This window comes from Streptomyces sp. NPDC036984 (assembly GCF_055607665.1).
The window spans coordinates 104,641-129,745 of sequence record NZ_JBVJRL010000021.1; the positions used below are offsets into that span (position 1 = coordinate 104,641).

25 protein-coding genes and 3 pseudogenes are annotated in these 25,105 nt (G+C 69.8%); 8 read left to right on the forward strand and 20 right to left on the reverse strand.

The genetic code is table 11. The features are described from left to right. Nucleotides 1-119 precede the first annotated feature (119 nt). The 13 genes from ACZ7DL_RS30560 to ACZ7DL_RS30620 form a co-directional block, all read right to left on the reverse strand. Complete coding sequence (locus ACZ7DL_RS30560) at nt 120-578, reverse strand: RrF2 family transcriptional regulator (RefSeq protein ID WP_470779025.1); 459 nt, start codon at nt 576-578, stop codon at nt 120-122. Between the two features lie 102 nt (nt 579-680). Beyond that, nucleotides 681-1,589 (reverse strand): TauD/TfdA dioxygenase family protein, encoded by a 909-nt coding sequence (locus tag ACZ7DL_RS30565; protein ID WP_470779027.1) that lies wholly within the window; start codon nt 1,587-1,589, stop codon nt 681-683. Between the two features lie 41 nt (nt 1,590-1,630). Further along, nucleotides 1,631-1,999, reverse strand: coding sequence for a 4Fe-4S dicluster domain-containing protein (locus tag ACZ7DL_RS30570; RefSeq protein WP_470779029.1), 369 nt, complete (start codon nt 1,997-1,999; stop codon nt 1,631-1,633). Further along, a complete protein-coding gene (locus ACZ7DL_RS30575) occupies nt 1,996-3,609 on the reverse strand; it encodes an FAD-dependent oxidoreductase (RefSeq protein WP_470779031.1) in 1,614 nt (537 codons plus the stop codon). Before ACZ7DL_RS30575 ends, ACZ7DL_RS30570 begins: the two co-directional genes overlap by 4 nt. Next, complete coding sequence (locus tag ACZ7DL_RS30580) at nt 3,606-4,961, reverse strand: LLM class flavin-dependent oxidoreductase (RefSeq protein ID WP_470779033.1); 1,356 nt, start codon at nt 4,959-4,961, stop codon at nt 3,606-3,608. Before ACZ7DL_RS30580 ends, ACZ7DL_RS30575 begins: the two co-directional genes overlap by 4 nt. An 88-nt stretch (nt 4,962-5,049) precedes the next feature. After that, a complete protein-coding gene (locus tag ACZ7DL_RS30585; RefSeq protein ID WP_470779034.1) occupies nt 5,050-6,066 on the reverse strand; it encodes an ABC transporter permease in 1,017 nt (338 codons plus the stop codon). Then, the gene (locus tag ACZ7DL_RS30590; protein ID WP_470779036.1) at nt 6,063-6,911 is read right to left on the reverse strand and encodes an ABC transporter ATP-binding protein; all 849 of its coding nucleotides are present in this window, start codon (nt 6,909-6,911) and stop codon (nt 6,063-6,065) included. Before ACZ7DL_RS30590 ends, ACZ7DL_RS30585 begins: the two co-directional genes overlap by 4 nt. Before the next feature lie 4 nt (nt 6,912-6,915). Then, nucleotides 6,916-7,959 carry an ABC transporter substrate-binding protein gene (locus ACZ7DL_RS30595; RefSeq protein WP_470779037.1) on the reverse strand — a complete coding sequence of 348 codons (1,044 nt, stop codon included), beginning with the start codon at nt 7,957-7,959 and terminating at the stop codon, nt 6,916-6,918. Nucleotides 7,960-8,120: 161 nt separating this feature from the next. Then, entirely contained in the window at nt 8,121-8,213 is a 93-nt protein-coding gene (locus ACZ7DL_RS30600; RefSeq protein WP_165396452.1) for a putative leader peptide, read from the reverse strand. A gap of 153 nt (nt 8,214-8,366) precedes the next feature. After that, entirely contained in the window at nt 8,367-9,149 is a 783-nt protein-coding gene (locus ACZ7DL_RS30605) for a TSUP family transporter (protein WP_470779040.1), read from the reverse strand. Between the two features lie 182 nt (nt 9,150-9,331). After that, nucleotides 9,332-10,561, reverse strand: a complete 1,230-nt coding sequence (locus ACZ7DL_RS30610; protein ID WP_470779042.1) for an acyl-CoA dehydrogenase family protein — start codon at nt 10,559-10,561, stop codon at nt 9,332-9,334. 13 nt (nt 10,562-10,574) lie between these two features. Then, on the reverse strand, nt 10,575-11,144 hold the full coding sequence (locus tag ACZ7DL_RS30615) for a winged helix-turn-helix domain-containing protein (RefSeq protein WP_470779043.1): 570 nt from the start codon (nt 11,142-11,144) through the stop codon (nt 10,575-10,577). 270 nt (nt 11,145-11,414) lie between these two features. Further along, the gene (locus ACZ7DL_RS30620) at nt 11,415-11,636 is read right to left on the reverse strand and encodes a hypothetical protein (RefSeq protein WP_470779045.1); all 222 of its coding nucleotides are present in this window, start codon (nt 11,634-11,636) and stop codon (nt 11,415-11,417) included. 229 nt (nt 11,637-11,865) lie between these two features. Here ACZ7DL_RS30620 and ACZ7DL_RS30625 point away from each other — a divergent pair, with 229 nt between their 5' ends. Continuing rightward, nucleotides 11,866-12,240: a zinc finger domain-containing protein gene (locus ACZ7DL_RS30625; protein ID WP_470779047.1), complete on the forward strand. Its 375-nt coding sequence runs from the start codon at nt 11,866-11,868 to the stop codon at nt 12,238-12,240. A 161-nt stretch (nt 12,241-12,401) separates the two neighbouring features. Here the strand turns inward: ACZ7DL_RS30625 and ACZ7DL_RS30630 are convergent. The 5 genes and pseudogenes from ACZ7DL_RS30630 to ACZ7DL_RS30650 all read right to left on the reverse strand — a co-directional run. Then, nucleotides 12,402-13,268: pseudogene (locus tag ACZ7DL_RS30630) on the reverse strand (TniB family NTP-binding protein); the annotation flags it as partial. Nucleotides 13,269-13,444: 176 nt separating this feature from the next. Continuing rightward, complete coding sequence (locus ACZ7DL_RS30635) at nt 13,445-13,756, reverse strand: hypothetical protein (RefSeq protein ID WP_470779049.1); 312 nt, start codon at nt 13,754-13,756, stop codon at nt 13,445-13,447. Nucleotides 13,757-13,777: 21 nt separating this feature from the next. After that, nucleotides 13,778-14,173 carry a hypothetical protein gene (locus ACZ7DL_RS30640; protein ID WP_470779051.1) on the reverse strand — a complete coding sequence of 132 codons (396 nt, stop codon included), beginning with the start codon at nt 14,171-14,173 and terminating at the stop codon, nt 13,778-13,780. After that, complete coding sequence (locus tag ACZ7DL_RS30645) at nt 14,128-14,532, reverse strand: hypothetical protein (RefSeq protein ID WP_470779053.1); 405 nt, start codon at nt 14,530-14,532, stop codon at nt 14,128-14,130. Before ACZ7DL_RS30645 ends, ACZ7DL_RS30640 begins: the two co-directional genes overlap by 46 nt. A gap of 15 nt (nt 14,533-14,547) precedes the next feature. After that, nucleotides 14,548-14,763, reverse strand: coding sequence for a hypothetical protein (locus tag ACZ7DL_RS30650; protein ID WP_470779055.1), 216 nt, complete (start codon nt 14,761-14,763; stop codon nt 14,548-14,550). Nucleotides 14,764-14,973: 210 nt separating this feature from the next. Here ACZ7DL_RS30650 and ACZ7DL_RS30655 point away from each other — a divergent pair, with 210 nt between their 5' ends. From ACZ7DL_RS30655 to ACZ7DL_RS30665, 3 genes and pseudogenes are all read left to right on the forward strand, one after another. Further along, nucleotides 14,974-15,729: an AAA family ATPase gene (locus ACZ7DL_RS30655; protein ID WP_470779057.1), complete on the forward strand. Its 756-nt coding sequence runs from the start codon at nt 14,974-14,976 to the stop codon at nt 15,727-15,729. Nucleotides 15,730-15,842: 113 nt separating this feature from the next. Then, nucleotides 15,843-17,375, forward strand: a pseudogene (locus ACZ7DL_RS30660) (transposase). A 73-nt stretch (nt 17,376-17,448) separates the two neighbouring features. Next, a complete protein-coding gene (locus ACZ7DL_RS30665; RefSeq protein ID WP_470779059.1) occupies nt 17,449-18,192 on the forward strand; it encodes an AAA family ATPase in 744 nt (247 codons plus the stop codon). On the opposite strand, the gene ACZ7DL_RS30670 is transcribed toward ACZ7DL_RS30665, so the two are convergent. Continuing rightward, complete coding sequence (locus ACZ7DL_RS30670) at nt 18,176-18,562, reverse strand: hypothetical protein (RefSeq protein ID WP_470779060.1); 387 nt, start codon at nt 18,560-18,562, stop codon at nt 18,176-18,178. The two genes, ACZ7DL_RS30665 and ACZ7DL_RS30670, sit on opposite strands and share 17 nt — an antisense overlap. Nucleotides 18,563-18,793: 231 nt before the next feature. Between ACZ7DL_RS30670 and ACZ7DL_RS30675 the strand changes: the two genes are divergently transcribed. Next, entirely contained in the window at nt 18,794-19,306 is a 513-nt protein-coding gene (locus tag ACZ7DL_RS30675) for an allene oxide cyclase barrel-like domain-containing protein (protein ID WP_470779062.1), read from the forward strand. A gap of 166 nt (nt 19,307-19,472) precedes the next feature. On the opposite strand, the gene ACZ7DL_RS30680 is transcribed toward ACZ7DL_RS30675, so the two are convergent. Next, nucleotides 19,473-22,898, reverse strand: a complete 3,426-nt coding sequence (locus ACZ7DL_RS30680) for a WD40 repeat domain-containing protein (RefSeq protein ID WP_470779064.1) — start codon at nt 22,896-22,898, stop codon at nt 19,473-19,475. A gap of 631 nt (nt 22,899-23,529) precedes the next feature. On the opposite strand from ACZ7DL_RS30680, the gene ACZ7DL_RS30685 reads away from it, so the two are divergent. The 3 genes and pseudogenes from ACZ7DL_RS30685 to ACZ7DL_RS30695 all read left to right on the forward strand — a co-directional run. After that, on the forward strand, nt 23,530-23,796 hold the full coding sequence (locus tag ACZ7DL_RS30685) for a hypothetical protein (protein ID WP_470779065.1): 267 nt from the start codon (nt 23,530-23,532) through the stop codon (nt 23,794-23,796). A gap of 318 nt (nt 23,797-24,114) precedes the next feature. Continuing rightward, a complete protein-coding gene (locus tag ACZ7DL_RS30690; RefSeq protein ID WP_470779066.1) occupies nt 24,115-24,411 on the forward strand; it encodes a hypothetical protein in 297 nt (98 codons plus the stop codon). A gap of 484 nt (nt 24,412-24,895) precedes the next feature. Further along, a pseudogene (locus tag ACZ7DL_RS30695) lies at nt 24,896-25,105 on the forward strand (hypothetical protein); the annotation flags it as partial.

The following is a 25,105-nucleotide window of genomic DNA, read 5'->3' on the forward strand; positions in this document are numbered from 1 at the left end:
AGTTTTCCTACCTGGCTGATAGGGATCGTGGCAGAAGACAGCGTCCACCCCAAGGGGGTGCTCATATGATGGACGCAACTATCTCGCTATTTGGAAGCCTTGGTCGATGGCCCAGCGTGTCAGGGGTTTACCCAGGCTTTCGGGGCGTCGGTCAGCGCGGCTACGTCGGCGGGCAGTTGGGCCGATGCGACGTCGGCGAGCGAGACGCCCTCAAGGATCTCGCGCACGTTGGACCGCAGGGCGATCCACAGGGGGAGCAGTGACTCGGCGGGGCCGGTGTAGGACAGCTCGGGCGGGCGGACCCCGCGTACCGAGACCAGGGGGCCCTCCACGACGCGGATGACGTCGGCGATGCTGATCGACTCGGCGGGTTTGGCCAGCCGGTAGCCGCCGTTGCCGCCGCGCTGGCTGAGCACGAGACCGCCCCGGCGCATGTCGTTCAGGATGCTTTCGAGGAACTTGTGTGGGATGTCCTGGGCGTCGGCGATGGCCTCGGCTTTCAGTGGCCCGTCATCCCGTGACGCGGCGAGCTGCAGCGCGGCACGTACCGCGTAGTCCGCTCTGGCTGAGATCCGCATGCCTCCATTATTCCGTATGGCTTCGGCCGGTGTCCGCTACCGGCGGGCCGCCGGGCGGGAGTGGAGCCCCTGCCCGGCGGCCGCGCGTGGCGGGTGCGGTGCTCAGGCTGCGGCCGGGGTGTAGTGGGCGGCGTCGTCGCCCTCGATGACGTGGCTGAGAGTGCCGTCGACACCGGCCGGGACGTCGCCCGCGACAGTCACCCGGTGCAGCAGGCGCGGCAGGTCGCCGTAGTCGTCGGGGGCGTAGTGCTGGGTGATGCGGTTGTCGAACAGGACGAGGTCGCCGGGCGTCCAGGCCACGCGCACGATGTTCTCGGGACGCGTGATGTACGACTGGAAGATACGCAGCAGGTCACGGGAGTCGGACGGGCCGAGGCCCAGGATGCTCTGGGCGAAGCCGCCGATGAACAGCCCGCGCTCCCCGGTCTCGGGATGGACGCGGACGACTGGGTGGGCGGTGCGGTACTTCCTGGAGGCGAATCGCCTGCGGTGTTCGGCCGCCTTCTCGCTCTTCGGGGCGGCGTAGGCGGCATAGTCGAAGGCATTCGTGTGCACCGCCCACAGTTTGTCCGCCAGCTCGCGCAGCGGTTCGGGCAGGTCTCGGTAGGCGGCAGCCGAGTTGGCGATGAGGGTGTTGCCGCCGTAGGGCGGGACCACGATGCTGCGCAGCGTGGACGCCTTCGGGGGTGTCCGGACGAAGGTGACGTCCGTGTGCCACTGGTTGGCGCGGATTCCCTCGTCACCGTCGACCGGCAGGATGTTCGGCTGGCCATCGAGCGAGGGGACTGTCGGGTGCGCCGTGGTGAGCTCGCCGAAGAGGGAGGCGAAGCGGAGCTGGCCCGCGTCGTCCAGGTCCTGGTCGCGGAAGACGAGCGCCTTGTGTTCCAGGAGTGCGGAGTTGATCTCAGTGACGACGGCGGGGTCGAGGTCGGTGGAAAGATCCACGCCGAGGATTTCGGCGCCGATACGGCCGCCGATCTTGCGGATGTCGAAGTCGGTGCTGGTGGTCATGCGCGGGGTGTCCTTTCGAGGAGTGATCAGTCGGGAGGCCGTCAGGAGGTGATGGGCAGGGAGCTTCCCCGGGACCCCGGCGGGCTGAGGGGAGGGCCGACGGCCCGCAGCGCGCCGGGTGTGCGGCCCCGTCCCCAGCCGATGTGCCGGCGGTAGCTGCCGAGCAGCCCCGTACGGTCCAGGTGGTCCTCGTCCCGGGCGGTGGAGTCGTCGGGCAGCGGGTGGGTCAGGGGCGCGACGAACAGGGCGTCGGCCGGGCAGTTCGCCTCGCACTGGAAGCAGGTTTGGCAGTCGTCGCGGCGGGCGAGCACGGGGATGCCGTCCTCGCCTCGGTCGAAGACGTCGGTCGGGCAGACCTTGATGCACTTGTCGCAGGTGATGCAGCGCTCCGCCGAGACCAGTTCGATCACGAAGCCACCTCCAGGGGTGCGGCTGACGTGGCCGGCGCGTTCGTCAGGGGCTCGACACGGGTCCACACCCGGTCCAGACCGCCCGTCGTGATGCGGTGGTGCTGGCCGGGGTCCTGCGCGGGGAAGTCGAGCCGTTTGGCCATGCCGCGGGTCTCGGTACGGGCCAGCGCGGCCGCGTACATCCAGCGGGCGTGTGCCGCCATCGCCGCCGCTTGCCTCGCCCGTATCGTCTCCCCGCCCTCGGCGTGCAGGGAGGCGCGGGACTCCGCCCACACGGTGTCGAGGACCTTCAGTGAGGCGGTGAGCCGGTCGCCGTGGCGCAGGTAGTTCTTTTCGTACGGCAGCACTTCGCCCTGGACCGCGGTGACGACCTCGCGGAAGCCGTCGGCGGGTCCCGGGGTCCCGGTGGGTCGGAGCCCGGCCCCGCCCGCGGCCACCAGGCGCCTCGTGGCGGCGCGTACGCCGAGCGAGCGGGCGTGGCGGGCCGCGCCCCGGCCCGCCCAGGTGCCGGAGGAGATGGCCCAGGCGGCGTTGTGGCTGCCGCCGCCGGTGAAGCCGCCGCAGATCAGCTCACGGGTCGCCGCGTCCCCGGCCGCGTACAGCCCGGGGACGGTGGTGGAGCAGTCGTCGCCGGTGATGCGGATGCCGCCGGTGCCGCGCACGGTGCCCTCGGCGAGCAGGGTGACGGCGAAGCGCTGGGTGAAGGGGTCGATGCCGAGCCGGTCGAAGGTGAGGAAGAAGTTCGGCTGGGCCAGCCGCATCGCCTGCCGGGCCGCCTCGTCCGCCCGGTCCAGGCGGCAATACACCTTCTCGCTGAGCAGCGCACGCGCGATCACGGACCGGCCGCCCTGGCTGGCCGCGCCCTCCAGGACCGTGCCGTCCTCGTGGTAGAAGGTCGCGAAGGAGTAGAACGCGGTCTTGGTGACGGAGGTTCCCTCGGGCGCGATGCCGTACGCGTTGGAGAACTCCATCCCGGACAGCTCCGCGCCCGCCTCCGCCGCGAACAGCGCACCGTCGCCGGTGTTGACGTTGCAGCCCAGAGCGCCGCTGAGGAACGCGCAGCCGCCCGTGGCCAGCACGACCGCCCCGGCGCGCACCCGGTACGGCTGACCGGCCTGCCGCCGGTGCCCCCGGGCCCCGGCGACCGCCCCGGAGGGATCGATGAGCAGTTCGGTGACCGGACTGTGGTCGAGGACGCGCGCCCCGGCCCGCTGTACGCGGATCCGCATCCTGCGCATGTACTCCGGCCCCTGGAGGCCGTTTCTGAGCTGCTTTCCGTCCGCTCCGGTCGGGAAGGGATAGCGCCCTGCCGCGGCCAGTTCGTTGACCCCGGCGTACGTCTGGTCCAGCACCCGGGCCATCCAGCGCGGGTCGGCCAGGTAGCCGCCCAGGGCCTCCCTGCTCGCCATGGCCGCCTCGCGCGCGGCGGGCTCCGGGGGGACGTACCAGACGCCGGTGCCGGCGGAGGCGGTGGCGCCGCTGGTGCCGCAGTAGCCCTTGTCGGCGAGGACCACGTCCGCCCCGTCCTGGGCCGCCTTGAGCGCGGCCCAGGTGGCGGCGGGGCCGCCGCCGACCACCAGGACGTCCGTGGTGAGGTCGAGACCGGTCATGCGGCCACTTCCTCTCCTGTGGCTGTCGTGGTCAGCCGGTTGGCGGGGCGGGCCAGGCCGTAGTTCTCTCGCAGGGTGCGGCCGGTGTACTCGGTCCGGAACAGTCCGCGCCGCTGCAGGATCGGCACCACGTGGTCGACGAAGTCCTCCAGGCCGCCCGGCAGATGGGGCGGCATGATGTTGAAGCCGTCGGCGGCGCCCTCGGTGAACCACTCCTCGATCTCGTCGGCTGTCTGCTCGGGAGTGCCGGCGAAGACGCGATGGCCGCGTCCGGCGCCGAGGCGGGCGATGAGCTCACGCAGGGTGAGGCCGTCACGGCGGGCGAGTTCGGCGACGAGCGTGAAGCGGCTCTTGTTGCCGTTGATGTCCCGCTCCTCCGGCAGCTCGGGCAGCGGCCCGTCCAGCGGCAGCCCGGTCAGATCGGTACCGAGCATGCCGGACAGCTGGGCCAGCCCGTACTCCGGGACCTGTAGCTCCGTCAACTCCTGCTCCAGGGAACGAGCTTCCGCCTCCGTCGAGCCGATGACGGGTGCGATGCCGGGAAGCACCAGCAACTGGTCACTGGTACGGCCGTATCGGGCGAGCCGGGACTTGAGGTCCTTGTAGAAGGCCTGGCCGTCGGCGAGGGTCTGCTGGGCGGTGAAGACGGCCTCGGCGTACTGGGCGGCGAACTCCTTGCCGTCCTCCGACGAACCGGCCTGCACCAGCAGCGGGTAGCCCTGCGGGGTGCGCGGTACGTTCAGCGGGCCCTGCACCCCGAAGTACTCCCCGCGGTGGTTGATCTCCCGCACCTTGTCGGTGTCGGCGTAGATGCCGCGCTCACGGTCGAGCAGGATCGCGTCGTCCTCCCAGCTGTCCCACAGCTTGGTGGCGACCTCGACGAACTCCCGCGCCCGCTCGTAGCGCAGCGCGTGCTCCAGGTGCTCGTCCTGCCCGAAGTTGCGGGCCTCGTTCACGGTGCCGGAGGTGACGATGTTCCAGCCGGCCCGGCCGCCGCTGATGTGGTCCAGGGAGGCGAACTTGCGGGCCGTGTGGAAGGGCTCGTTGAAGGTGGTCGAGACGGTGGCGATCAGGCCCACGTGCTCGGTGACCGCCGCCAGGGCCGACAGCAGGGTGAGCGGTTCGAAGCCGCCGAGGGCGTTGTGGCGGACCTTCCCCCACAGGGCGAGTCCGTCGGCGAGGAAGACGGAGTCGAGCAGACCGCGCTCGGCGGTGCGCGCGAGGTGCTGGAAGTAGCGCAGGTCGGTGACGCGTTCGGGCTGGGTGCGCGGGTGCCGCCAGGCGGCGTCGTGGTGGCCCGCGTTCATCAGGAAGGCGTTGAGATGCAGTTGACGGGGTCTGGGCGCGGCCATGGGGTTCCTCGGATCGGGAGCAGCGAGAGGAGCGGGTGACAGAGGGAGAGGGGAGGGGGCGGAGAGGGGAGGGGCGACGGCGGGCAGGTCAGCCGCCCGCGGGTACGCGCCAGGAGCTGAGCCGTCGCTCGACGGTCACCAGGAACTGGTTGAAGACCACGCCGATGGCGGAGATCGTGATGATGCCCGCGTACATCTGCGGGATCGCGAAGTTGTACTGCGAGGCATTGATCAGATAGCCGAGGCCCGCCTTGGCACCGATCATCTCGGCGGCGACCAGCACCAGGATCGACACCGCTCCGGCCAGCCGGATACCGGTGAACATCACCGGCACCGAGGCCGGCAGGATGACCCTCTGGAACAGCCGGGGCGCGGACAGGTCCATCGACTTCGCCAGCTTCAGCAGGGTCGGATCGACGTGGCGGACCGCGCTGATGGTGTTGAGCAGGATCGGCCAGGTGCACGCGTACACCACGATGGAGATCTTCGAGGTCTCGCCGATGCCCAGCAGCAGGACGAACACCGGCAGCAGGGCCAGGGCGGCGGTGTTGCGGAACAGCTCCAGCAGCGGTCCGAGGAGGTCGGCGACCGGCCGGTACCAGCCGATCAGCAGCCCGAGCGGTACGGCGACGGCTACGGCGATACCGAATCCGCTGAACGAACGCGCCAAGCTGGCGCGGGCGTTGTCGGCGAGCTGGCCGTCTGTGGCGAGCCCCCACCAGGCGTCGGCAACCTCGCTGAACGGCGGCAGGAAGATCCGGTCCACCAGACCGGCTCGTGGCGCGATCTCCCACAGCAGGAGCAGGGCCATGATGGCCACGGACTTGGTCGCCCCCTTCAGCAGCAGGTACGGCAGCCGGCGGACCGTCCGCAGCGCCGTCCGGCGGACACGGGCCGTGAGGGAGGGAGCCCGGCGCGCGTCCGGGGGTGATGAGGCGCCGGGCGTGGGCGCGGTGGATGCGCCGGCCTCAGGGGACGCGGCGGACTCGGCGGACTTGGTGAGGGAAGGTGCCTGGACGGTTTCTGTCGTGTTCGCCGTGTCGGTCGTGGTGGTCGCGTGGGTCGCATCGGTCTTCTCTGCGGTCGTGCCGGTCGTGGAGCTCATACGGAGGCCTCCTCCTTCTCCAACTGCTGGGCCCTGGCCACCTCGTCGTGCAGCAGCGACCAGATCTCGTGGCGGTGCCGTGCGAACTCAGGACTGGAGCGGAGGTCGTCCGTCGCCGTACGGGAGCCGAGGGCGACCGGCACGATCTGCTTGATCCGGCCGGGCCTGGACGTCATGACGGCGACGCGCTGTCCCAGGTAGACGGCCTCGTCGATGCCGTGGGTGATGAAGGCGACGGTCTTGCCGGTGCGCTGCCAGATGCGCAGCAGTTCGTCCTGGAGCGACTCGCGGGTCTGGGCGTCCAGCGCGGCGAACGGCTCGTCCATCAGGAGCACGTCGGGGTCGTAGGCGAGGCTGCGGGCGATCGCCACCCGCTGCCGCATTCCGCCCGACAGCTCGTGCGGATGGCGGTCCTCGAACCCGGTCAGACCGACCAGGTCCAGGAACTCCCGGGCTCGTGCGGCTCGTTGGCGCCGCGGGACGCCGGTGGCCTCCAGGCCGAACTCGACGTTGCCCTGCGCCGTGCGCCACGGCAGCAGCGCGTACTGCTGGAACACGATGCCCCGGTCCAGGCCGGGGCCGGTGACGGGTTCGCCGTCCAGCAGGATCCGCCCGCCAGTGGGGTGGGTGAGGCCGCCGAGCAGATCCAGCAGCGTCGATTTTCCGCAGCCGCTGGGACCGACCAGGACGACGAACTCGCCGTCCGCTATCTCCAGGTCGATACCGTCGAGGGCGGTGAACGCGGTGGCCTGCCCGGTCCCCGTCCGGTCCTTGACGGTGAATTCCTTCCGTACGTTCTCGAACACGATCCTGGGCGTCGTGGAATGCGTGGTGGAATCCGGCATGGGATCAGCTCCCGCTCTTCGCGGCGGAGGACTTCTTGTAGTCGTTGAACTCATTGGTGTAGAGGTCCGACAGCGTGACCTGGCCCTTCTTGATGTCGCCCCGCTCGGCCAGCCAGTCGATCCACAACTGCAGTTCCTTGCCGGTGATCCGGCCCGCCGTCTCGGCGACGCCGTAGGACCGCCAGAACTTCAGCGGTGCGGTGTCCTCGTTGCGGCCGCGCTTCTTCACGATCTCAGTCATCCGGTCGACGACTTCCTCGTGCGGAGTGGATCGCGACCACTCGATGGCGCGCCCCACGGCGGTGACGAAGGTCCGGGCCGTGTCGGGGTTCTGCTTCAGGAAGCGGTCCGTCATCACATACGTGCCGGCGCTGAACGCGCCGAGCAGCTCGTAGTCCGTGAACAGTGGGCGGACGCCGCCGGTCTCCAGGGCCTTGTCGCGCAGGATGCCGCCGAGTACGGCCACTTCGATCTGCTTCTGGCGCAGGGACTGCTCGGTATTGACCGGAGGCACCACGAGCGGCTCGACCTTGTCGATGTCCGCCCGGGACAGACCGCCCCGCTGAAGGTAGATGTCGAGCATGGCCTCGGAGTGGGCTCCGAGGGTGTTCATCCCGACCTTCTTGCCGATCAGGTCCCGGGCCGAGCGGATCGGGCTGTCCTGGAGGACGTAGAAGCCGTTGTAGGCGTACTTGTCGGCGCCGTAGTAACTGATGACGGCCTTGATGGGAGCGTTGTTGGCGGCCAGCTTGACGACCGCGCCGTTGAACGCGCCGCCGAAGTCGACCTGACCCGTGGCCGCGGACTGGATGTCCTGCGGTCCGCTGATCGTGTTGCCGACCCACTTCAGCTTCACGTCCTCCAGATAGCCGAGATCCTCGGCCAGCTCGGGCAACGTGACCTGACCGGCCCAGCCCTGGTATCTCAGCGTTCTGGTCTGGTCCTTGGCGGCCGGTACTCCGGAGGCGGACGTGCCGCAGCTCACCGACACCGCCGAAAGACCGAGCAGGGTGAGGAAGTGACGTCGGGTCGATGCCGTCGTGGCCATGGAAAGGTCCTGTTCAGGAAACGGGGCAAGGAAAAGGCAGACGTCGAACGGCCGAGAAGAGACCTCAGCAGAAATGGCTATGAGGAGGGCCGACGTCTGTTGAGAACAGCGGCTCGCGCAGAAGCCGACTGTGAAATGGAGCGAAGGGGGAGCTGTGGCTGTCAGCGGGTGCGGCGACCGACGGCACAGATGGCGCTGGCCTGACGTCGCAGATCGACGTGCAGTCGCGCGGCGAGGGTCTCGGACTTGCTCACAGCCAAGAGAGTTGCAGCGAAATCCAGCCAGGTCAATGTCGCTTGCGTATGCGTCTTACATTCTCAACAGTCCGACATGCGAATGAAGTGCGGCGTTCACAATTCTCCGGAAGGGCGGTGGCGTGGTGACTGCCGTGTGCGCCGCCACCGCCGTCAGCGCAGTGACTGCGCGGCGTAGAGGGCACCGAGGACGGTGGCCAGGGCGCCGAGCAGGAGACGCAGCGCCGTTTCGGGCAGACGAGGTTGCAGGTGTGCCCCGAGGTAGCTGCCGATCAGTCCGCCGAGGCCGCAGGCCAGACCGAGGTACCAGTCAGGGGCGATGTCACCGGAGCCCGTCAGGGACAGCAGCGCGAAGGCCGCGGCCCCGGTCATGGAGGTGGCGAACGTGGAGGCGAGGGCGGCGGGTGCCACGCGGGCGACGGGCATGCCTCGGCCGACGAGTATGGGGCCGAGGACGGATCCTCCGCCGATCCCGTAGATCCCACCGACGACCCCGACGACCAGGGCCAGTCCGGTGATGCCCCGGGGCGAGGGTTCCGCAGTCGGGGCAGGCCGGGCGTGCCGGAGGGTGCGCCCGATGAGCCACAGGCCCAGTGGCATCAGCAGAGCGGCGACCAGAAGGCGGAAGACGGTGGCCCCCGGTACGGCGAAGACCCGTATCACGGCGCCGACGACCACCCCGGGCAGAGTGCCGGTCACCATGCGGCGCGTCAGCGGACCGTACAGTAGGCCCTCGCGGTGGTGGCGCAGCAGGGCGCCGGGCCCGGCCACCACGTTGAACAGCAGATTGGTGGGCGTGACCGCCGGGCTGGGCACCCCGAGTACGCTCAACTGCACGGGCAGCAGGAACACCGCACCCGAAACGCCCACCGGCGCGGTCACCACCGCTATGAGCAGGCCGACGGCCAGTCCGGCCGGCCCCGTCGACCATGTCACGGCAGGACTCCGATTCGCATGTCCGGCCAGTATCGCCGCCGTGCTCCCCGCTGCCGACCCACAGGGCTGCTGAGCACCCCGGTAGCGACGGATCCTGGCAGCAGATCGGTCGGCTCAGGCACGGGCGGGACCGCGGAATCGATCTTTCGGAATCGGTCTCCCCGAACGTCCCCGCCTCCCCATCAGGCGGGCAGGACGAACGGAGGGTGGGCGCCGTTGAGGAAGTACTCCCCGACATCGCGGAGCCGGTGGGTCACGGGCTCGTACAGGGTGTGGGTTCGGGCATTGCGCCAGAACCGGTCGAAGCCCAGCCGCGCGGAGATGGAGCGAGCGCCGACGATGTCGAGGGCGCGGGTGGTGGACTCCTGCGCTGCCATGGCCGCGGCGGTTTCGGCCATGGCCACGAGGGCGGAGATGTCCGCGGACTCGTCATAGGTGAGGTCGTCGCCGCGCTCAAGGCCTCCCCGCACGGCTTCCAGTGCCTGATCGGTGAGTGCCGACGCGGAGCGTGTGAGGACGGTGAGTTCTCCGTAGGCGGTCTGCACCTGCGGGTCGTCCGGGGTACCGGCCGGCCAGGCGGGGTGCCGGGCTGCGTGGCCCGTCCTGCTGTACTCACGGGCTTCGGCAAGCACTCCCTCGGCCATGCCGAGAAGGAGCTGGGCGGAGAACAGACGGCCGACCGGAGACGCCAGGGCGGCTCGGGGCGACAGCAAGTCCTCGTCCGCGGACAGGGAGCCGAGCACGTCCTCGGTACCAACCGGTACGCCGTCGAACTCCACGCTGCCGCCGGCCGCGAGCCGCTGGCCGAAAGTGTCGGCGTCACCGTCGATCGCCACACCGCGACGGGCGGGATCCACCACGACGGCGAGTGGTTCACCCGTGTCCTCCCGCACGGCGCGCACGGCGAGACGATCGGCGACCAGGACCCCGGTGGTGTAGCTCTGCCGACCGTCGAGCACCAGTCCCTTGGAGGTCCTGGCCAGCTTCAGAGCCGGCTCCTGACGCGCGAAACCGCCGCCCCAGCACCACTGTTCGGCTGCGGACCGCTCGTCTATCCGCGCGGCGAGGGCGGGCCCGGCGAAGAACCGGGCGCTTGCCGACAGGAAGTAGTGACAGCCGAGCAGCTGACCGATCGCGCCGTCGGCCGCGGCGATCTCCCGGACGACGGCGTAGGCCGTGGGCCAGTCCGCGCCGCCTCCCTGGGACTCGGCCGGCGTCAGGAGCGTCAGCAGTCCCGCCTCGCGCAGCCGGGACACCTCGTCGATCGGGGCCTTGCCCGCCTGCTCCCTGGCCACGGTGTCCGTGGCCAGGTCGTCCGCCGCCTCGCGGGCCACGCGCAGCCAGTGCGCATGACCGGGCCCGGTCTGGTCGGACGGCGAGACCGGGTGGGACGGCGCGGAGGTAAGGCCCATGGAGGTCGTCTCCTCAAGGTCGGCCGCAGCGTGCGGCGTTGGGGCTATCCAGCTGGTCGGGCACGTACTTGTAGCCCACGCGCCGGACGGTGACGATCCGGTGCCGGTGAGCCTCGCCCAGCTTGCGGCGCAGGCGGGCGATGTGGACATCCACGGTGCGGCCGTCGCCGATGTGGTCGTAGCCCCAGACGGCGGCCACCAGCCGATCACGCGTCTGCACGTGGTCGGGATGCTGAACGAGATGCGCCAGCAGCGCGAACTCCAGGTAGGTGAGGTCGAGTTCACGTCCGTCGACCTCGGCGACATGTCGCGCCGCATCGATGCGGACGACGTCGTCTGCCGTCCGCCGGACAGGGGCCGAGCCTGCGGCGGCGACCGGTCGGATCTCGGGCCGTGGCCTGTCCTTGGCGAAGAGCTCGGTGGGATCGGTGCCCTCGGGGACGAGCACGAGGTAGCCGACGAGCGGTGCGGAAGTGTGTCCCTGGGTGTCTCTCTGAGCGGTATCGCCCACCAGGCGAAGATGGGGTGTGTCGGAGAGGAGCGGATCGTGTGGGGTGGCCTGAGCTGGAAGTGCCGTGGTCATGGCGGTTGTCCCTCAGAAGTGTGTGGGGCTGTCAGGCGCAGTGGGTGAATTCGCCTGATCGCCTGGGAAGGGGGAGCGGAGCGGCACGGGCGAAGGTGCGAGTCGCGTGCCTTACGCGCGGCAGCAGGCGGCAGTGACGACGTGACCAAAGTCGACATGCCGACGACGAACGAGTCGTTGCTGCTTACGGGACATGTTCATCATCCTGTGCGCCCCCGGCGACACGGTCAAGGCTTCCCTAGTAATTCCATAGGAAAAGTAGGGAAGATCTCACACTGTGAGAGGTCGGCCGTCCGCCGGAGACGTTGCCGCCTTGGCCTCGGTGGCGCCCAGGGCGCGCAGGAGCGCGCGGGCGACCGCGTCGTCCTGGCGGAAGGCCGGCGCGTTGGTGCGGGGGCCGCGGGCCTCCTGCCGGACGGTGTCTCGCTGTGCAGCGCTCACCATGGTCCCGGCCTGCCCGTTGCCGGGCCACTCGTCACCCCTCTGGCCCAAGCTCTTCCCCCCTGCTGAGGGACGGACAGCACGGGCGAGTGGACAGCAACCCAGCCGATCCGCCGGGCGGGACCGTACTCAGCGAACGGTGAGCGTGGTGGCGTCGTTCGACGTCGCTGTGACCGGCACGGCGACGCTGGCGTCGGTACCCGGTCGGCCGAACCCCCGGTGACCTTGGCGTCTCGCGCACGTTGACCCCACCGACCGTGTCCGCCAGGCGAGCGCGCCCATGAGGCTCTTCGGGGAGGTAGTGGTGGGGCGAGTTGTGCCGCCGGCCGTCCGTGAGCGAGCCCGCGCCCGGAGTTGCCCGGACTGCCGTGCCGCGCCGGGGGAGAAATGTGCGCCCGATCGGGCTGGCCGCTCCCAGCTGCACCGCGGGCGGATCTCGGACGCCCGCCGCTCGCTGGAGCCCATGCCGCCGCACCGGATCTTGCCGCCCGACGCGGATCGCAGTTCCATGGAGCTGGACTCGACGGACGCTGACACGCTGGTGGTGTCGTGGCACAAGGACGCGGTGGAGGCTTTGGCGGCCTATCCTGACGTTCGGAGGGGGGTTGTTGGTGTATCGGGGGTTTGCTGGCCTGGTGTGTTGTGGGTTCGTTGAGAGAGGCCGGGTGCGCGGTTCCAGCGGGCAGTTCGGGGTGTGAGCTGGGGTTGTGTCGTGTGTGCTGAGTGAGACCGGGCTCGTTGTGGATTTCGCTAGCTCGTAATGGCTCGGTTCGTGTTTGCCCTGGTCAGGGCTGTTTTGCCTGGTCGGTGGGTGGGTTAGCGTCGTCGGGTGGGGCGGTGGTGGGTTTCGGCGAGGTGGTCGAGCTGTACCGCGTCGAGGGCAGCTTTGGTGATGCGTTCGGTGCCGTCGTGGATCGCGGTGATGGCTGCTTGGCGGATGAGGCGGGTGAGGGATCCGATGCGGCCGGCGGTGCGCTGGTGGAGGTAAGCAGCGTGGCGGGGGAGGGTGCCGTTTTTGTGGTGGGTGAGGTCGAGGGCGTTCTCGGTGTCGGTGATGACGTCGCGCAAGGGTTGGCGGGCGCAGTGGCGGGCGGGGAGGGGCCCCCAGGTGATGAGGGTGGCGCGTCCGGCGAGTTGAGCGCCGCGGGTGCCGGTGAACAGGGGGGTGTCGGTGACGTTGATGCCGGTGTAGACGAAGGTGGCGGCCAGGCGTTCGGTGAGGTCTTTGAGGAGGTCGGCGGTTTGGGCGCCGGTGGTGGTGCGGGGATTGAGGCGGTGGATCTCGTCGATGAGGACGAGTTGGGCGCCCGCTTGGGTGTAGGTGTGGCAGACGGCGTCGGTGATCTGGGTCTGGGTCATGCGGGTGGTGGTGGGGATGCCGAGGTAGCGGGCGAATTCGGTGATGAGGGTTTTCGCGGTGGCGCCGGGCGGGACCAGGACGTACGCCACGGGTGCCGCGGCACGGGCTGATCCGGGCGGGGGCGGGTTTTTGCGGATGTGGGCGAGGTGGCAGGTGCGGCCGACGTTCAGCAAGGCGGTGGTTTTCCCGGCTGCGGCGGGTCCGGTGACGATGGGGGAGGGCCGGGCGGTGGTCTGCTGGTGGCGGCCGAGCACCATCAGGGTGCGGACCTGGGTGGCGAGCTGGCTGATGGCGGGGGTGCGGATGGTGACGAAGGCGGAGTGGTAGGCGAGGCGTTCGTCGGTGCTGCGGGGCGGGTCGTCGGGCTGGGGCGGGGCGGGCGGCTCGGTGGTGGCGAAGCGCTGCCAGCCTTGTCAGGTGGTCAGGGGCCAGGACGGCTCGGCCGCGTCACTGTCGCCGGCGCCGACTGGTGTGCGTCCCGCACTCTGCGGGTTCGGGTTCACCATCTGTCGGCTTCCTCGTGTGCGTCGTAGAGCCCGAATCCGGTGGCAGGGGCGGGGCTGAAGTCACCGTCGGGCGCGTCGTCGAGATCGTCGATGCTGTCGTCCTCGCCGTGCTGCGCCGACTCGCCGGTGGGGTCGGTGTCGTGTTGCGGATGTCGGGCGGCGGGGATCGGCGCTGTGGTGGCGCGGGCGACGAGAGCTTGTTCCGCTTCGGTGGCGTGACCGGTGGGCACGCGGCGCATGAGCTGGTCGAGGGCGTCGGCGAGGCTGGCTTCGTGGTGCTCGGCATCATCGTGGTTGCCGTGCACGGCGAGGGTGCGGATGTGCTGTCAGGTGTGGTCGTTGAACGGCTGGTGGACGTGGTCGCGGTGGATCCAGGGGATCTTGGTGAGGTCGCCGTCGGGGAGGCGGAGCCAGATCTGGCGGACGTCGTGGGGTTTGTAGTGGATCTCCCATTTGCCGCCCCGGCCGGCGACGGGTGAGGGCTGGCCGCGGTTGGGGGCGAGGAGGTCCGCGTCGTAGGTGCGGTGGTGGATGCGGATGCCGGAGGCGGTGATGGCCTGCCAGCGCACGGGCAGCAGTTCGAGGTAGTCGCGGCCGCTCAGCGGGACGGGCACATGTCCGGTGACGGCGACGAGCGCGGCCCGCATCTGGTTCGGGGTGAGGGCTTTGCGGGGCATCATCGGGTGGCGCAGGCCTTCGTGGGGCCGGTGGTGGTAGTGCACCAGCCACTCCTCAAGCAGGTCTTGTAGCTGGGCGACGCTGTAGCAGGTGTCTTTCTCGGTGTCGGGGCCGCGGCGGGTGACGTCGGAGCCGGTGTAGCCGGGCAGGTGCTGGCGAGCGGGGCGTTGATGGTGCCGAAGGTCCGCTCGACGATGCCTTTGGCGGTGGGGGCGCGGGGCGGGGCGGGCTGGACGCTGATGCCGAGGTGCTCGCAGGCAGCGGTGAAAGCGGCGGGGACGAAGACTTTGCCGCGGTCGACGACGATCGTCTCGGGCAGGACGACGGGCCGGGCCGCCGCGCCGGCCAGGCGCTCGTCCAGCGCGGCCGGCCGCTGGTGGGGGAGTGCGGGAGCGTGGTCCATGCGCAGGATGTCCGGTCAGGTCGGCCGGGCGGGGTGCGGGACGGCCATCTCCGCGAGCAGCAGGGCCGCGTCGACGGCCTTGGTCGCACTCGGGCACAGCACGGCGGCGAGGACGGCGCGGGTGGCGACGTCGACGGCGATGGTGAGCTCGGGGCGGGCGGAGGCGCCGGTCCGGCATGGATACGCGGTGTCGGACGAGGTGTGGGAGCTGCTGGGTGAGGCGGGGGGCAATGTCTCGGGGCTCAGGCGTCGGCTGGTGGCTGCCGGTGGTGAGGTGCCAGTTCCGTCGATGTCGACGTTGAGCCGGGTGATCCGCAGGGACCGACGGGCGGGGCGGGCTTTGCTGACCGGGCGGGAGCCTGAGGTGGCCGGGCCGAGCAGGCCGGATCCCCTCAGCGAGCTGGGTCTGAACGTCGTGGCCGGCCAAGGCGGGCAGGTTTTTTGCGCGAGCAGAAGCATCTGGTGCAGGTCCCGGTCCTGGTCCCGGATGCCCAGGTGGTGCACACGCCTGCTGTGCGGTCGGTGCTGCGGACGGTCGCGCACGCGGCCGCGGTGGGGGCGGTGGCGTGTTTGTACGGCGACGCCGGCCAGGGGAAGACGGTCGCGCTGCAGTACGCCCTGTCCCAGCTGCCGCACCCGGCCAGGGTCCGTCGGGTCCATGTCGGTGTGCACCCGACGGTCCCTGAACTGCGCCGGGTACTCGCGGACGCTCTTGAACTGGGCAGGCGTCTGCCGCGCGGCGCGGGGGAGGCCGCCCTGATGCTGGTGAACGCGTTGAGGCAGCCGCGCGTGCTGGTGCTGGACGAGGCACAGCGCCTTCCGGGGCCGGCGCTGGAGTTTCTGCGCGGGCTGTGGGACCACCCGGACACGGACACGGCCCTCGTGCTGGCGGGTGCGGGCAGCGAGCGGGCGCTGCGCCGGGTGTCCGCGCTGGCCTCTCGGGTGCTGACCTGGGAGTTGGTGCCGCGTCTTCGCCCGGGCGAGGTGGCAGCGGCGATGGCGGCCTTCCACCCGCTGTGGGAGGACGTGAGCGAGGACGATGTCGTGTGGGTGGACGAGCATGTGGGCCACGGCAATTTCCGGACCTGGGCGAAGCTCACCTCGCACCTGACCGCCGAGATCTACGGCAAGAGCCGTGCGGTAGTGGACCGCCGGATGCTGGAGCGGGCCTGCGCACGGCTCATGGGGCCGCTGTGACCGGCGCGACCGGGCCGGAAGAGGGCGCTTCCCGCTCCGGCGTGCACGGGGACGGTCCGCCCGCTCGGGGAGACCTGCCTTCTTCCTCTCTGTCGGCGCTGCGCGGCCCTGCCGTGCGCCGGCTGCTCGCTCTGCGGCAGGATCAGAGACTGACGACCCGACATGTACGGCTGATGGCGGAGTCGTTGGAGGTGACCGAGCGCACGGTGTGGCGGTGGCTTGCCGCTGCCGAGCGGGACGAGTCCGCGGCCGCGGAGCCCGGGGCGCGGGCCCAGAGTAAAGACCGCTTTTCCGTCACCCCGGAGGTGCGCCGCCTGCTGGCCTTGTGGAAGGGCAACGTCGCGGCGGTCCATCGTGAGCTGATCGCTCGCGCGGCCAAGGGGGAGGGGGAGCCGCCTCCGTCGATTCCGACGCTGCACCGGGCGATCCAGCGGGACCTGACGCCGGGGGAGCGGGCCGGGCTCGCGGGAGGAGAGCGGGCGGCGCGCAAGCATGATGTGTTCCTGGCCCGGCCGCAGGGCTGGCGTAACCAGGTGTGGGAGACCGACCACGTACAGGCCCCGTGCTGGTCGATGTCGATGGTAAGGCTCGCAGGCCGTGGATCACCTGGTTCACCGACTGTGCCACCAACGCGATCACCGGTGTCGCGGTCACGCCGGGGGATCCGTCGCGGGAGTCGGTGCTGGCTGCGCTGCGCTCCGGTCCTGCGCGAGGACCCCTACGGCCCCTTCGGCGGCCTGCCCGAGAAAGTGCGCGTCGACCGCGGCAAGGACTTCCTGTCCCGAACGGTGACGGCTGCGTTCGATCTCCTGGACGTGACGGTGGAGGACCTGCCCGCCTACACCCCCCACCTCATGGGCACCGTGGAAGGCCTCAATCGGGCGGTGGAGAGCATGTTCCTGGCCGCGCTGCCCGGCTATGCCCGCCAGCCGCGCCCCGGCAAACGGGCTTCTCGCCCGAAGGACGAGGTGTTGCTCGGCTTCGAGGACTTCACCGCCCGGCTGCTGGATTGGACGCTGTGGTGGAACACCGCAGCACCGTCCCGCGCCGCTTGGGGGCAGGACTCCGCTTCAGGCGTGGCAGGACGATCCCACCCCGCTGCGGGACGTGCCGGCCGCGGATCTGTGGACGTTCACCCTGGAGGATGCCGGCACCCGCACGCTGACCACCCGCGGCATCCGCTTCAGGAAACGCGACTACGTGGGGCCGTGGATGACCGGCCAGGCCGGGATCCAGGTGAGGGTCCGCTTCATGCCCCACCACGACCACCGCATCGAGGTCTACCACGCGGCCACCGGCCGCTACCTCGGTCCCGCGGACCTGGCCGATCAGGCCACCGAGGAACAGCTCCGCGCGGTACGGCGGGCAAGGTCCGCCCGCACCCGCCGCCTGAAGAAGGACCTGGAGGCTCGCAGCGCGAGCGCTACGCCGCCGTGAACCAGCCCGAGGCATCTCAGCGGCTCGGCGCGCTGACCACCGCCCAGGCAGAGGCCGAACTCGCCCAGACTGCCGACTCCGACCTCGCGCAGCTGGCGATGCCGGACCTCATCCCACCCGCCGCGCCCCCGGGCAGACTGGCGCACCCCTGCTTCCCTGGCCGCGCTGACCACGCCAGGCCCGCCCTTCCGGCACCCGTACGGCCGTGATGGCGCTTCCGCCCCGGACGGCCCAGGCGGGCGGGCCGCACGTCCCACCACCGACGAAGACGCAAGACGCCTCGTGACTGCGGCCACCTACCAGTACGTCGACCTGCCCGATGCGTCCGTGGTCACCACCCGCGCCCTGCTCACCGCCCGGGAGAACATCACCGACACCGTCGCCGCGCGGGCCATGATGTGCATCCACGGCGGCGCCGGCTTCGGCAAGACCCTCGCCGTCAACACCTGCCTGCGCGCACTCGAACCCGGCGAGGACGTCCGCAAGATCACTTTCCGGGCCCGGCCCACCGCCCGCGCGGTGCGCTACGAGCTGTTCACCGCGCTCGACCTGGCCGGCGAGCCGCCGCGCCATCCCAGCGAGTTCGACCGCCTGCTGAAGACCGCCCTGGCCGAGCGCGCCCGCACCTTCCTGGTGGACGAGGCCCAGTGGCTCAACGGGGAGGCATTTGAATACTTCCGCTACCTGTGGGACGAGCCCTCCACTCAGCTCGCGGTCATCGTCGTTGGCGGGGAGGGCTGCCACACCGTGCTGCGCTGCGAACCGATGCTCTCCTCTCGCATCTTCATCTGGCAGCACTTCGCCCGCCTCACCCCCAGCGAGGTCCTCGAGGTGATCCCGCTGTTCCACCCGATCTGGGCTGACGCCGATCCTGAGGACATCACCTTTGCTGACAGCCACGCCGCGCACGGCAACTTCCGCGCCTGGGCCCAGCTGACCGCCCACACCCGCACCGCCCTGACACGCACCGGCCGCGCCCGCGTCGACCAGGAGCTGCTGCGCTGGGCCTTCAGCCGTCTTGGCTGACCACCACGCCGCCATGCCGCTCGCCGCGCCACCGCCCGTCACCGTGGTCATCGACCGCGATGACGACGCGATTCACACGCACACCGCCCTGGCTGCCCACCATCCGCCGTTCGGCCGGATCACCCTGCATCCCGGCCCGGGCACTTCCAGTGAAACCGGCCTCGCCCACGACCTTCTCGCCGCCCTGGAAAAGCCGCCCCTGCTTCCGGGCCGCTTCCCCGGCGGCCGTCGCCGTGGACCGGCGAATGTGCTTGTCCACGGTGCTTTGGAATCCAGGATCCCCAACCATCGGGCCGAACGAGTGTTCGATCTGAGCTGCTAAGCCAAGAAGGCCAGGAAAGTCCTGCTCCCGCGCAAGTCTGGCGATCACCCGAGCAGTCTGGCGGACGTGGCAAACGTTGCCCGATGCGGCACTAGCCCTGAAATGGCCGCGCGACCAACGACGTTGAAGCGCGTCATCCGGCGTCCTCCACACGGTGCTCACCTGGATGGCCACCTGAGGTGGCTGAGGCACGCGATCCACCAGATGCTGACCTGGAAGCGGGGCGCCTCAAGTGACACAAAGACACTTGCCCCGATATTCCTGACCAGGAGACGCATCATGCGCCACATCAAACGCCTTCCGCTGAGCGCGGTCACCGGCCTGGCCGCTGCCCTCTACTGCGCTCCCCTGGCGTCGGCCGCCACCCAGCCCGCGGACACGGCTGTTCCGTGGCCTCCCCTCGGGACGGAGGAGGTCTTCCACCTGACGGCGAGGCCGACCCAGACCAACTTCATCGATGTCCCCCCTCCTGGCAACAGCCAAGGCGACGAACTCGTCGTCACCGGGGACCTCGTGCGCTCCAACTCCACTGTGGGCCGGTTCGACGAGGTCTGCACGACCACCCGCACCGGTCCCGACGACTCGAGCGGTCTCCAGTGCCAGATCACCCTTTCGCTGCCCGAGGGACACATCACCGTGCAGGGCGTGTTCGGCATCTCCGGTGCCGGACCGGGCGACATCACCTTGGCGATCACAGGAGGTACGGGGCGCTACCGCACAGCCCACGGCTACATCCACGCGGTCAACCCCAGTGAGACCCAGACCGACCTCACCGTCCATCTCATCCCCTGAGAGTCGCGGTCAGCTGCCGGCGGGGACGAGCCCGAAGTCGTGTGCCCATCCGCATCCCGTGCGCTGCGCCGGCAGCTGCGTTTTCCCGGGGCGGTCGCCGTGTCGATCGCAACGCCGATAACCAGTGTGTCGCCGTGGACAGGTCCGTGAACGTCGGTACCCAGAATTACTGAGCGCCTTCGGCGCACATCGAAACCGACGCTTGGTATATGCAGTCACACCGTTTCACTTGCCGGTTCGCCGCTGGACAGCAAGCTCGCCTGCGTTTTCGAGGGGATCCCGACGTCAATGCCGCCGGTAGCAGCAGAGCTGCCACCACATCCCCTGCAGCCGCAGCGGACGTCATCCTGCACCCAACCGCCCCGGCGACCTTCCCGGTCAGCTCACTAGTCGGCGCAGGGCGATTGCGGGCTGCTCTTCGAGCGGATGAGCTCGTATTCGGCGGGTCCAGCATCTTCCAGGCCGCCTGGCCGATGGCAAGGACGCCGCGGGTCGGCAGGGTCGCGGCACCGATTCGCACGCATTCCGGCAACTGAGTTGGCCGGCCGAGATCGATACCGTCGAGCACGGCTCGGGAGGTCTCCACGAAGTAGGTTCGCTGCGGCATCAGCACTCCGGTATGGCCGCTCGGCATGACGCCGGAGAAGCGCATGTCGCCCATCCCCAGCGCGCGGGCCAGGCGCTGGCGTGCCCGAAGCCAGAGGGGACTGCGCCAGGTGGAGAGCGGCAGAGCCGCGTTGACGCTGTTGAGAAGATCCAGGTACCAGGTCGAGGTGGCGGTCAGGGTCCAGTCCTGTGAGGGGAGTCCATTGTCACCCGCATCGAGGCTGGTCCCGTCCAGGTGATCTGTATCTGCGCGTGCCCGGTGCGGTGGCATGCGGCGCCGTAGTACCTGGGGCACGCGGTGTCCAGCCGTGTCCCGTCGACGTCGATCGACCAGTGGCCGTCTGGATTGCACGCACCAACTCGTAAGGAGGCCGCCGACCTGGCCGAGCAAGTGACGGCCGGGGAAGTGGATATACGGGCCTTGGCCGACACGCTCAAGGGGTGGACCGAGAGGGCTTGAGCCCGGGTTCTGTCCGGGCGACATTGAGATCATCGCCCCAGGCGAGTCATGCCGCCGCTTCGGGCAGCTGACCTGGCTTGGTCTCGACCGTCCGTCGTCGTCGGGGGACGAGCGAGCAGTGGCCACAACATTGCCGTCGTTGCTGAAATCCACCCCCGTGAACGGTCGGCGGGACCAGACGGAGTCCACGACAGGGCCGAGATGGAGAGTTCTGACCGTGGACGCGTGCCCGCCTGCGAGATAGCGGAGCATGAGACCGCCGGGAGCCCAGCGCAGTGAGCTGGCCGTCTCATCGACGAGGGAGTGACTGAACACCGGACTGGCAGGGCGCGTGACCCGCCAGACGAGGATTTCGTCCGTGTCGATGGCTGCCAGGAACTGCCCGTCCGGGCTGAGGACTGCTTCGACGGTTCCCGGGTGCCCGACGGTATGGAGGAGCTTCCCGGAGGACACCCCCCACACCTGAATCTTCTCCGTGGTCAGGATCAGCAGCGCCCTGCTGTCCCGGCTGAAGGAGAACTGTAGGTCGCGGCACCTGGGTCGGGCTTCTGACAGCTGCGCGGTGGTCAGTTCCAGCCGACCGACCGTGTCATACACCTCCAGACGGGCAGAGCTGCCGCGGCACAAGGCCAGCAAACGATCATCAGGGCTCGCGTTGCCCCGGACAGGGCCGTCGGCGGCACCGGCGCGCCGCTCCAGGAGCAGACGGCCGCTCGCGATATCCCTCAGCTGTACGCTGCCGTCCGCACCGTAGACGATGACGGTCCGCCCGCTGGGGTTCATCTGGCCCACTGCGGTGCGGACCGGCGGCCGGCCTGTTGCTCTGCCTTCAGCCAGGTTCCACAGCCGCACGCCACTGTCGCTGTTCAGCACCGCGGTGTGCGACTCGACACTCACCTCGGGATAGTCCTCGGCGTACGGTCCAAGGCCTGGGTACGAGGCCAGTTGTCGATGCGTCGACACATCCCATTCCCGCACCCGTTCCCGGCCGGCGCTCACTACGATCCGCCCGTCCAGGCCGAGAAACTGACCCGCGGACGGATCGTCGGCAGGCACCGTGAAAGCGTCCTGCTCCTTCTGCCATGCTGCGACAAGCAGCGCCGATCGCGTCTCGGGAAGATCCGCCATCCGCCATGCGGCCACGCTCAGCAGCATGGCTCTCTTCGGGTCCTCGAAACGTATGCCGTCGGCCACCGCAGCGATACGGCGTCTCTCGGCCCGCAACTGCTCTCGCTCCCAGAACCTGCTCTGCCGAAAGGCGATCACGCCGGCGAGGAGGGACAGGACGAGCAAAACAGACAGGGCGACGGCGGACCGGCGCAGTTTCCTGGTGGTACGGGCCGCGAGGTGTTCTTCCTGCTCGCGTGCGGTGATGCAGGCGGTGAGGAAGTCGTGTTCCAGACCGGTCAGGTCCTCCGCGGACTCGCCTGTGAAGTGCTCTTGCGCTGTGTCAAGGAGGGTGCCCCGGTACAGAGCCCTCGAGTCACGACCGAGCTCTTCCCAGGTGCGGGCGGCGTCGGTCAGTTTCCGGTGGGCGCGGAGACGTTCGCGGTCGGTCTCGATCCAGCCACGCAGCCGGGGCCAGGCGGTCAGCAGGGTCTCATGGGCGAGATCAACGGTGTCGTTGTCGAAGGTGAGCAGGCGCGCGGCGGACAGAGCCTCCAGCACCTGAGCGGTCTCCTGGCCGCTGGTGACTTGCAGCTCGGCACGTTCTGCGGGCCGGCGGGTGTCAGGTGTGCCGTCGCCGGGGGTGACCAGGCGCAGCAGCAGACGACGGGCCGTGCGTGCCTGGCTCTCGGTGAAGCGGCTGTAGACGTCCTCGGCGGTCTTGGCGATCGCACCGTGCAGGGTGTCGGCGGCTTCGTAGGCGGTCTCGGTCAGGGTGCGGCCGGTGCGGTGGCGCCAGGTCTCCAGCAGCGCGTGCGACATCATGGGCAGCGCGCCCGGCTCGCCCTCGATCTCGTCCAGCAGGCGGGCGGTCAGTGAGCGCTCCACGACGAGCCCGGCCGCGGCGGCCGGCCCGACGATCGCCTGCCGTAGTTCCTCACGGTTCATCTGTCCGACCGGAACGGTGGCATCCCGCAGTGCCGCGGTGAGACCCGGGTGTTCCAGGCAGTGGGCGTAGAAGTCCGCCCGGACCGCGGCGACCACGCGCAGCCGGCTGCCGGGGGCGGCGGCAAGTAGCCGGTCGATGAAGTCGGTGCGTTCGGTCGCATCCCGGCACAGGGTGAACAACTCCTCGAACTGATCCACGATCAGCCAGGTGTCCGCGTCCGCGTCCGGCACCGGGACCAAGCGGGACGCGTGGGTGCCCACCGGGTGCTCACCGGGCGTCAGGACGCGGATCGCGGCCGGACGCAGGGCGGGGTCATCACCCTCGCGTAGCCGGGGAATCAGCCCGGCGCGCAGCAGCGAGGACTTGCCGCTGCCGGACGGGCCGAACACGGCGGTGAAGCGACGGTCACGGGCCAGGTCCAGCAGCCGGCCGGTCAGCCTCTCCCGGCCGAAGAACAGCTCGGCATGCACCGGCTCGAAGCGAGCGAGGCCGCGATAGGGCGGCGGGTCCGTGGTCCCACCCGACCGAATACTCCACGCGCTGCGCCATGACCCGGTAGGTGAGGCCGCCTGCCTCCCGCCTCAGCTTGCGCAGCTCCTGCGCGAACCGCTGCACCGGCCCCGCGGCTGGATCCACCGGCACCTCACGCCGACCCGCCACCGCCTCATCTCCTTCGACACCGAGACGCGGACCAGCGGCCAACCTACGCAAGGTCACTTCGGTCCGGCAGAGCCCATCGAGTCATTGTTCGGCGGCCGAAGAGGGCTGACGAACAATGCGACGGGCCCTGAAATCAATGGTGCAAGCCCGAAGGGCCACGCTCCCGTCCTCGGAGCATCGTCCGACGACCGATCGACAGAGCATCAAGCGACGCCTGCTTAGAAATCGGGGGAGCAGGCGCGTCCACCAGCATGGCGTGGTACCACGGCGCCTCCCCTCACCACACGGTTCAGCGACAGGCCGGCACGGTGAGTTGCTCGGTACCCCGTGGGGCACGGCTGCGGGCCAGCTCGCAGCGATGTACGGCGCGTTCAGGCACAGGCCACAACCGCGCCACGACCGATAGCCAAGCTCTCACACAACACGAATGGAGACATCATCGTGCGTGTACGCACTCTCCTCGTCGGCGTCGCCATGGGCGCCACACTTCTGGCTGGTGGTACCACTGCCGTCGCGCAGGCGGCGCCCACGCCCGCCGAAACGAACCCGACGACAGCCGTACCGGCCACCGCCCTCGATCTCGTCCGCGTCGGCTCCTACCGCACCAAGGCAGCGTGCGAGGCCGCAGGGGCGAGTTCCGCCTACAGCTTCTGGGTCTGTGAGCGGAACGGTAGTCGTTGGGAGCTCTGGGTGGACACCGACTCGTGAGCGCGTAGCGACCGGATCGGGCAATCACGAACGACGGAACGCGTTCCAAGGCGGGCGGCGGGGATGCCGGAGGACGGCTCACTGGACCTGCTTGCGCGGCGCCCGACCGTGGATCGGGGCGCCCCGATCCCGTCGACAAGTGACGTCACTACTGCTCGACAAAGCCACACACCACTCACACTCAGGAGGAAGAGCATGCGCAGAGGCATTCGTCGCTCGCTGACCGTGGCAGCGCTCATGACCGCGTCCGTAGCTGCCGGTCCCGCCGTCAGCGCTCAGGCTGCACCCGCAGGGGTGAACTCCACGTTCTTCACGTGCATGAACACCTTCGACTGCGGGTCAGTGGGGTACACGTATTCGAAGTTGCCCAACGGCTGGTACCACATCAACGTCTCAAGCCCCTTCGCCGGCAGCGAGGCGCAGGATGAACGAACGGTCCAGCTCCACATGCAGTACCGCAACTCAAGCGGTGCACACACCTCGGTCATAGCCGGGCCGACGCCCGACTACGGAGAGGCGTACGGCGGGAGCTTCGGGAAGGACGACGTGGCCGACGTGCACTTCTACCTCTGCTACGTCAGGGGCGATTCGGGGTGCTCACGACTGCACACGTGACCGGCACACGTTCACGCCTGCCCTGATCTCCGTCGGGTGAAGGAGTGGGCGGCTAGCTTCTTCACCGGTGCTGCGGCCCCGCTGCCCCCGCCCCGGCCTTCGAAGCCGGGGCGGGGGCCGGACCACGGCGAACACCGTTGAACACGACCTTCGGTCACGTCAGCATTCTCTTACGGGGACATCGTGGTGAACCACATCGCCATCGTCCTGCTTGCCGTCGCCTTGGTCGTCGTGTTCGCGCTCTTGGCCACCGCAGCCGCGGGCACACTCGCCCGCGTCGACGGCGCCACCTACCCCGCCGCCCTCACGCGCGGTGTGCGGCAGGTGTGTCAGCCACTGCCCGTCGGGCCACAGAGCGGCGAGCGAGGCGGGCAGGGTCAGGCTCCGGTGCCGGGCATCCTCTCGCCGGCGCCGCATTGCGCGACGCGCAGGCACCGTCGCCGGTCCGGCGGCGGTTTGGCTTCAGCCGAGGAGGGTTTCACCGATGCGGGAGCCGGCGGAAACGCCGTATTCCTTACAGCTCATTTCGTTTGGTGTGATCTTGCGGCATGCTGTTCGCGTGTCGAGCGAGTTGGTCGAGCGGATGGTGCCGGACGGGTTGTGGGAGCTGTTTCAGCGGGTGGTGCCGCCGGCTCCGGTGCGGCCGCAGGGTGGCGGTCGTAGACGGCACGGTGACCGGGAGGTCCTGGCGGCG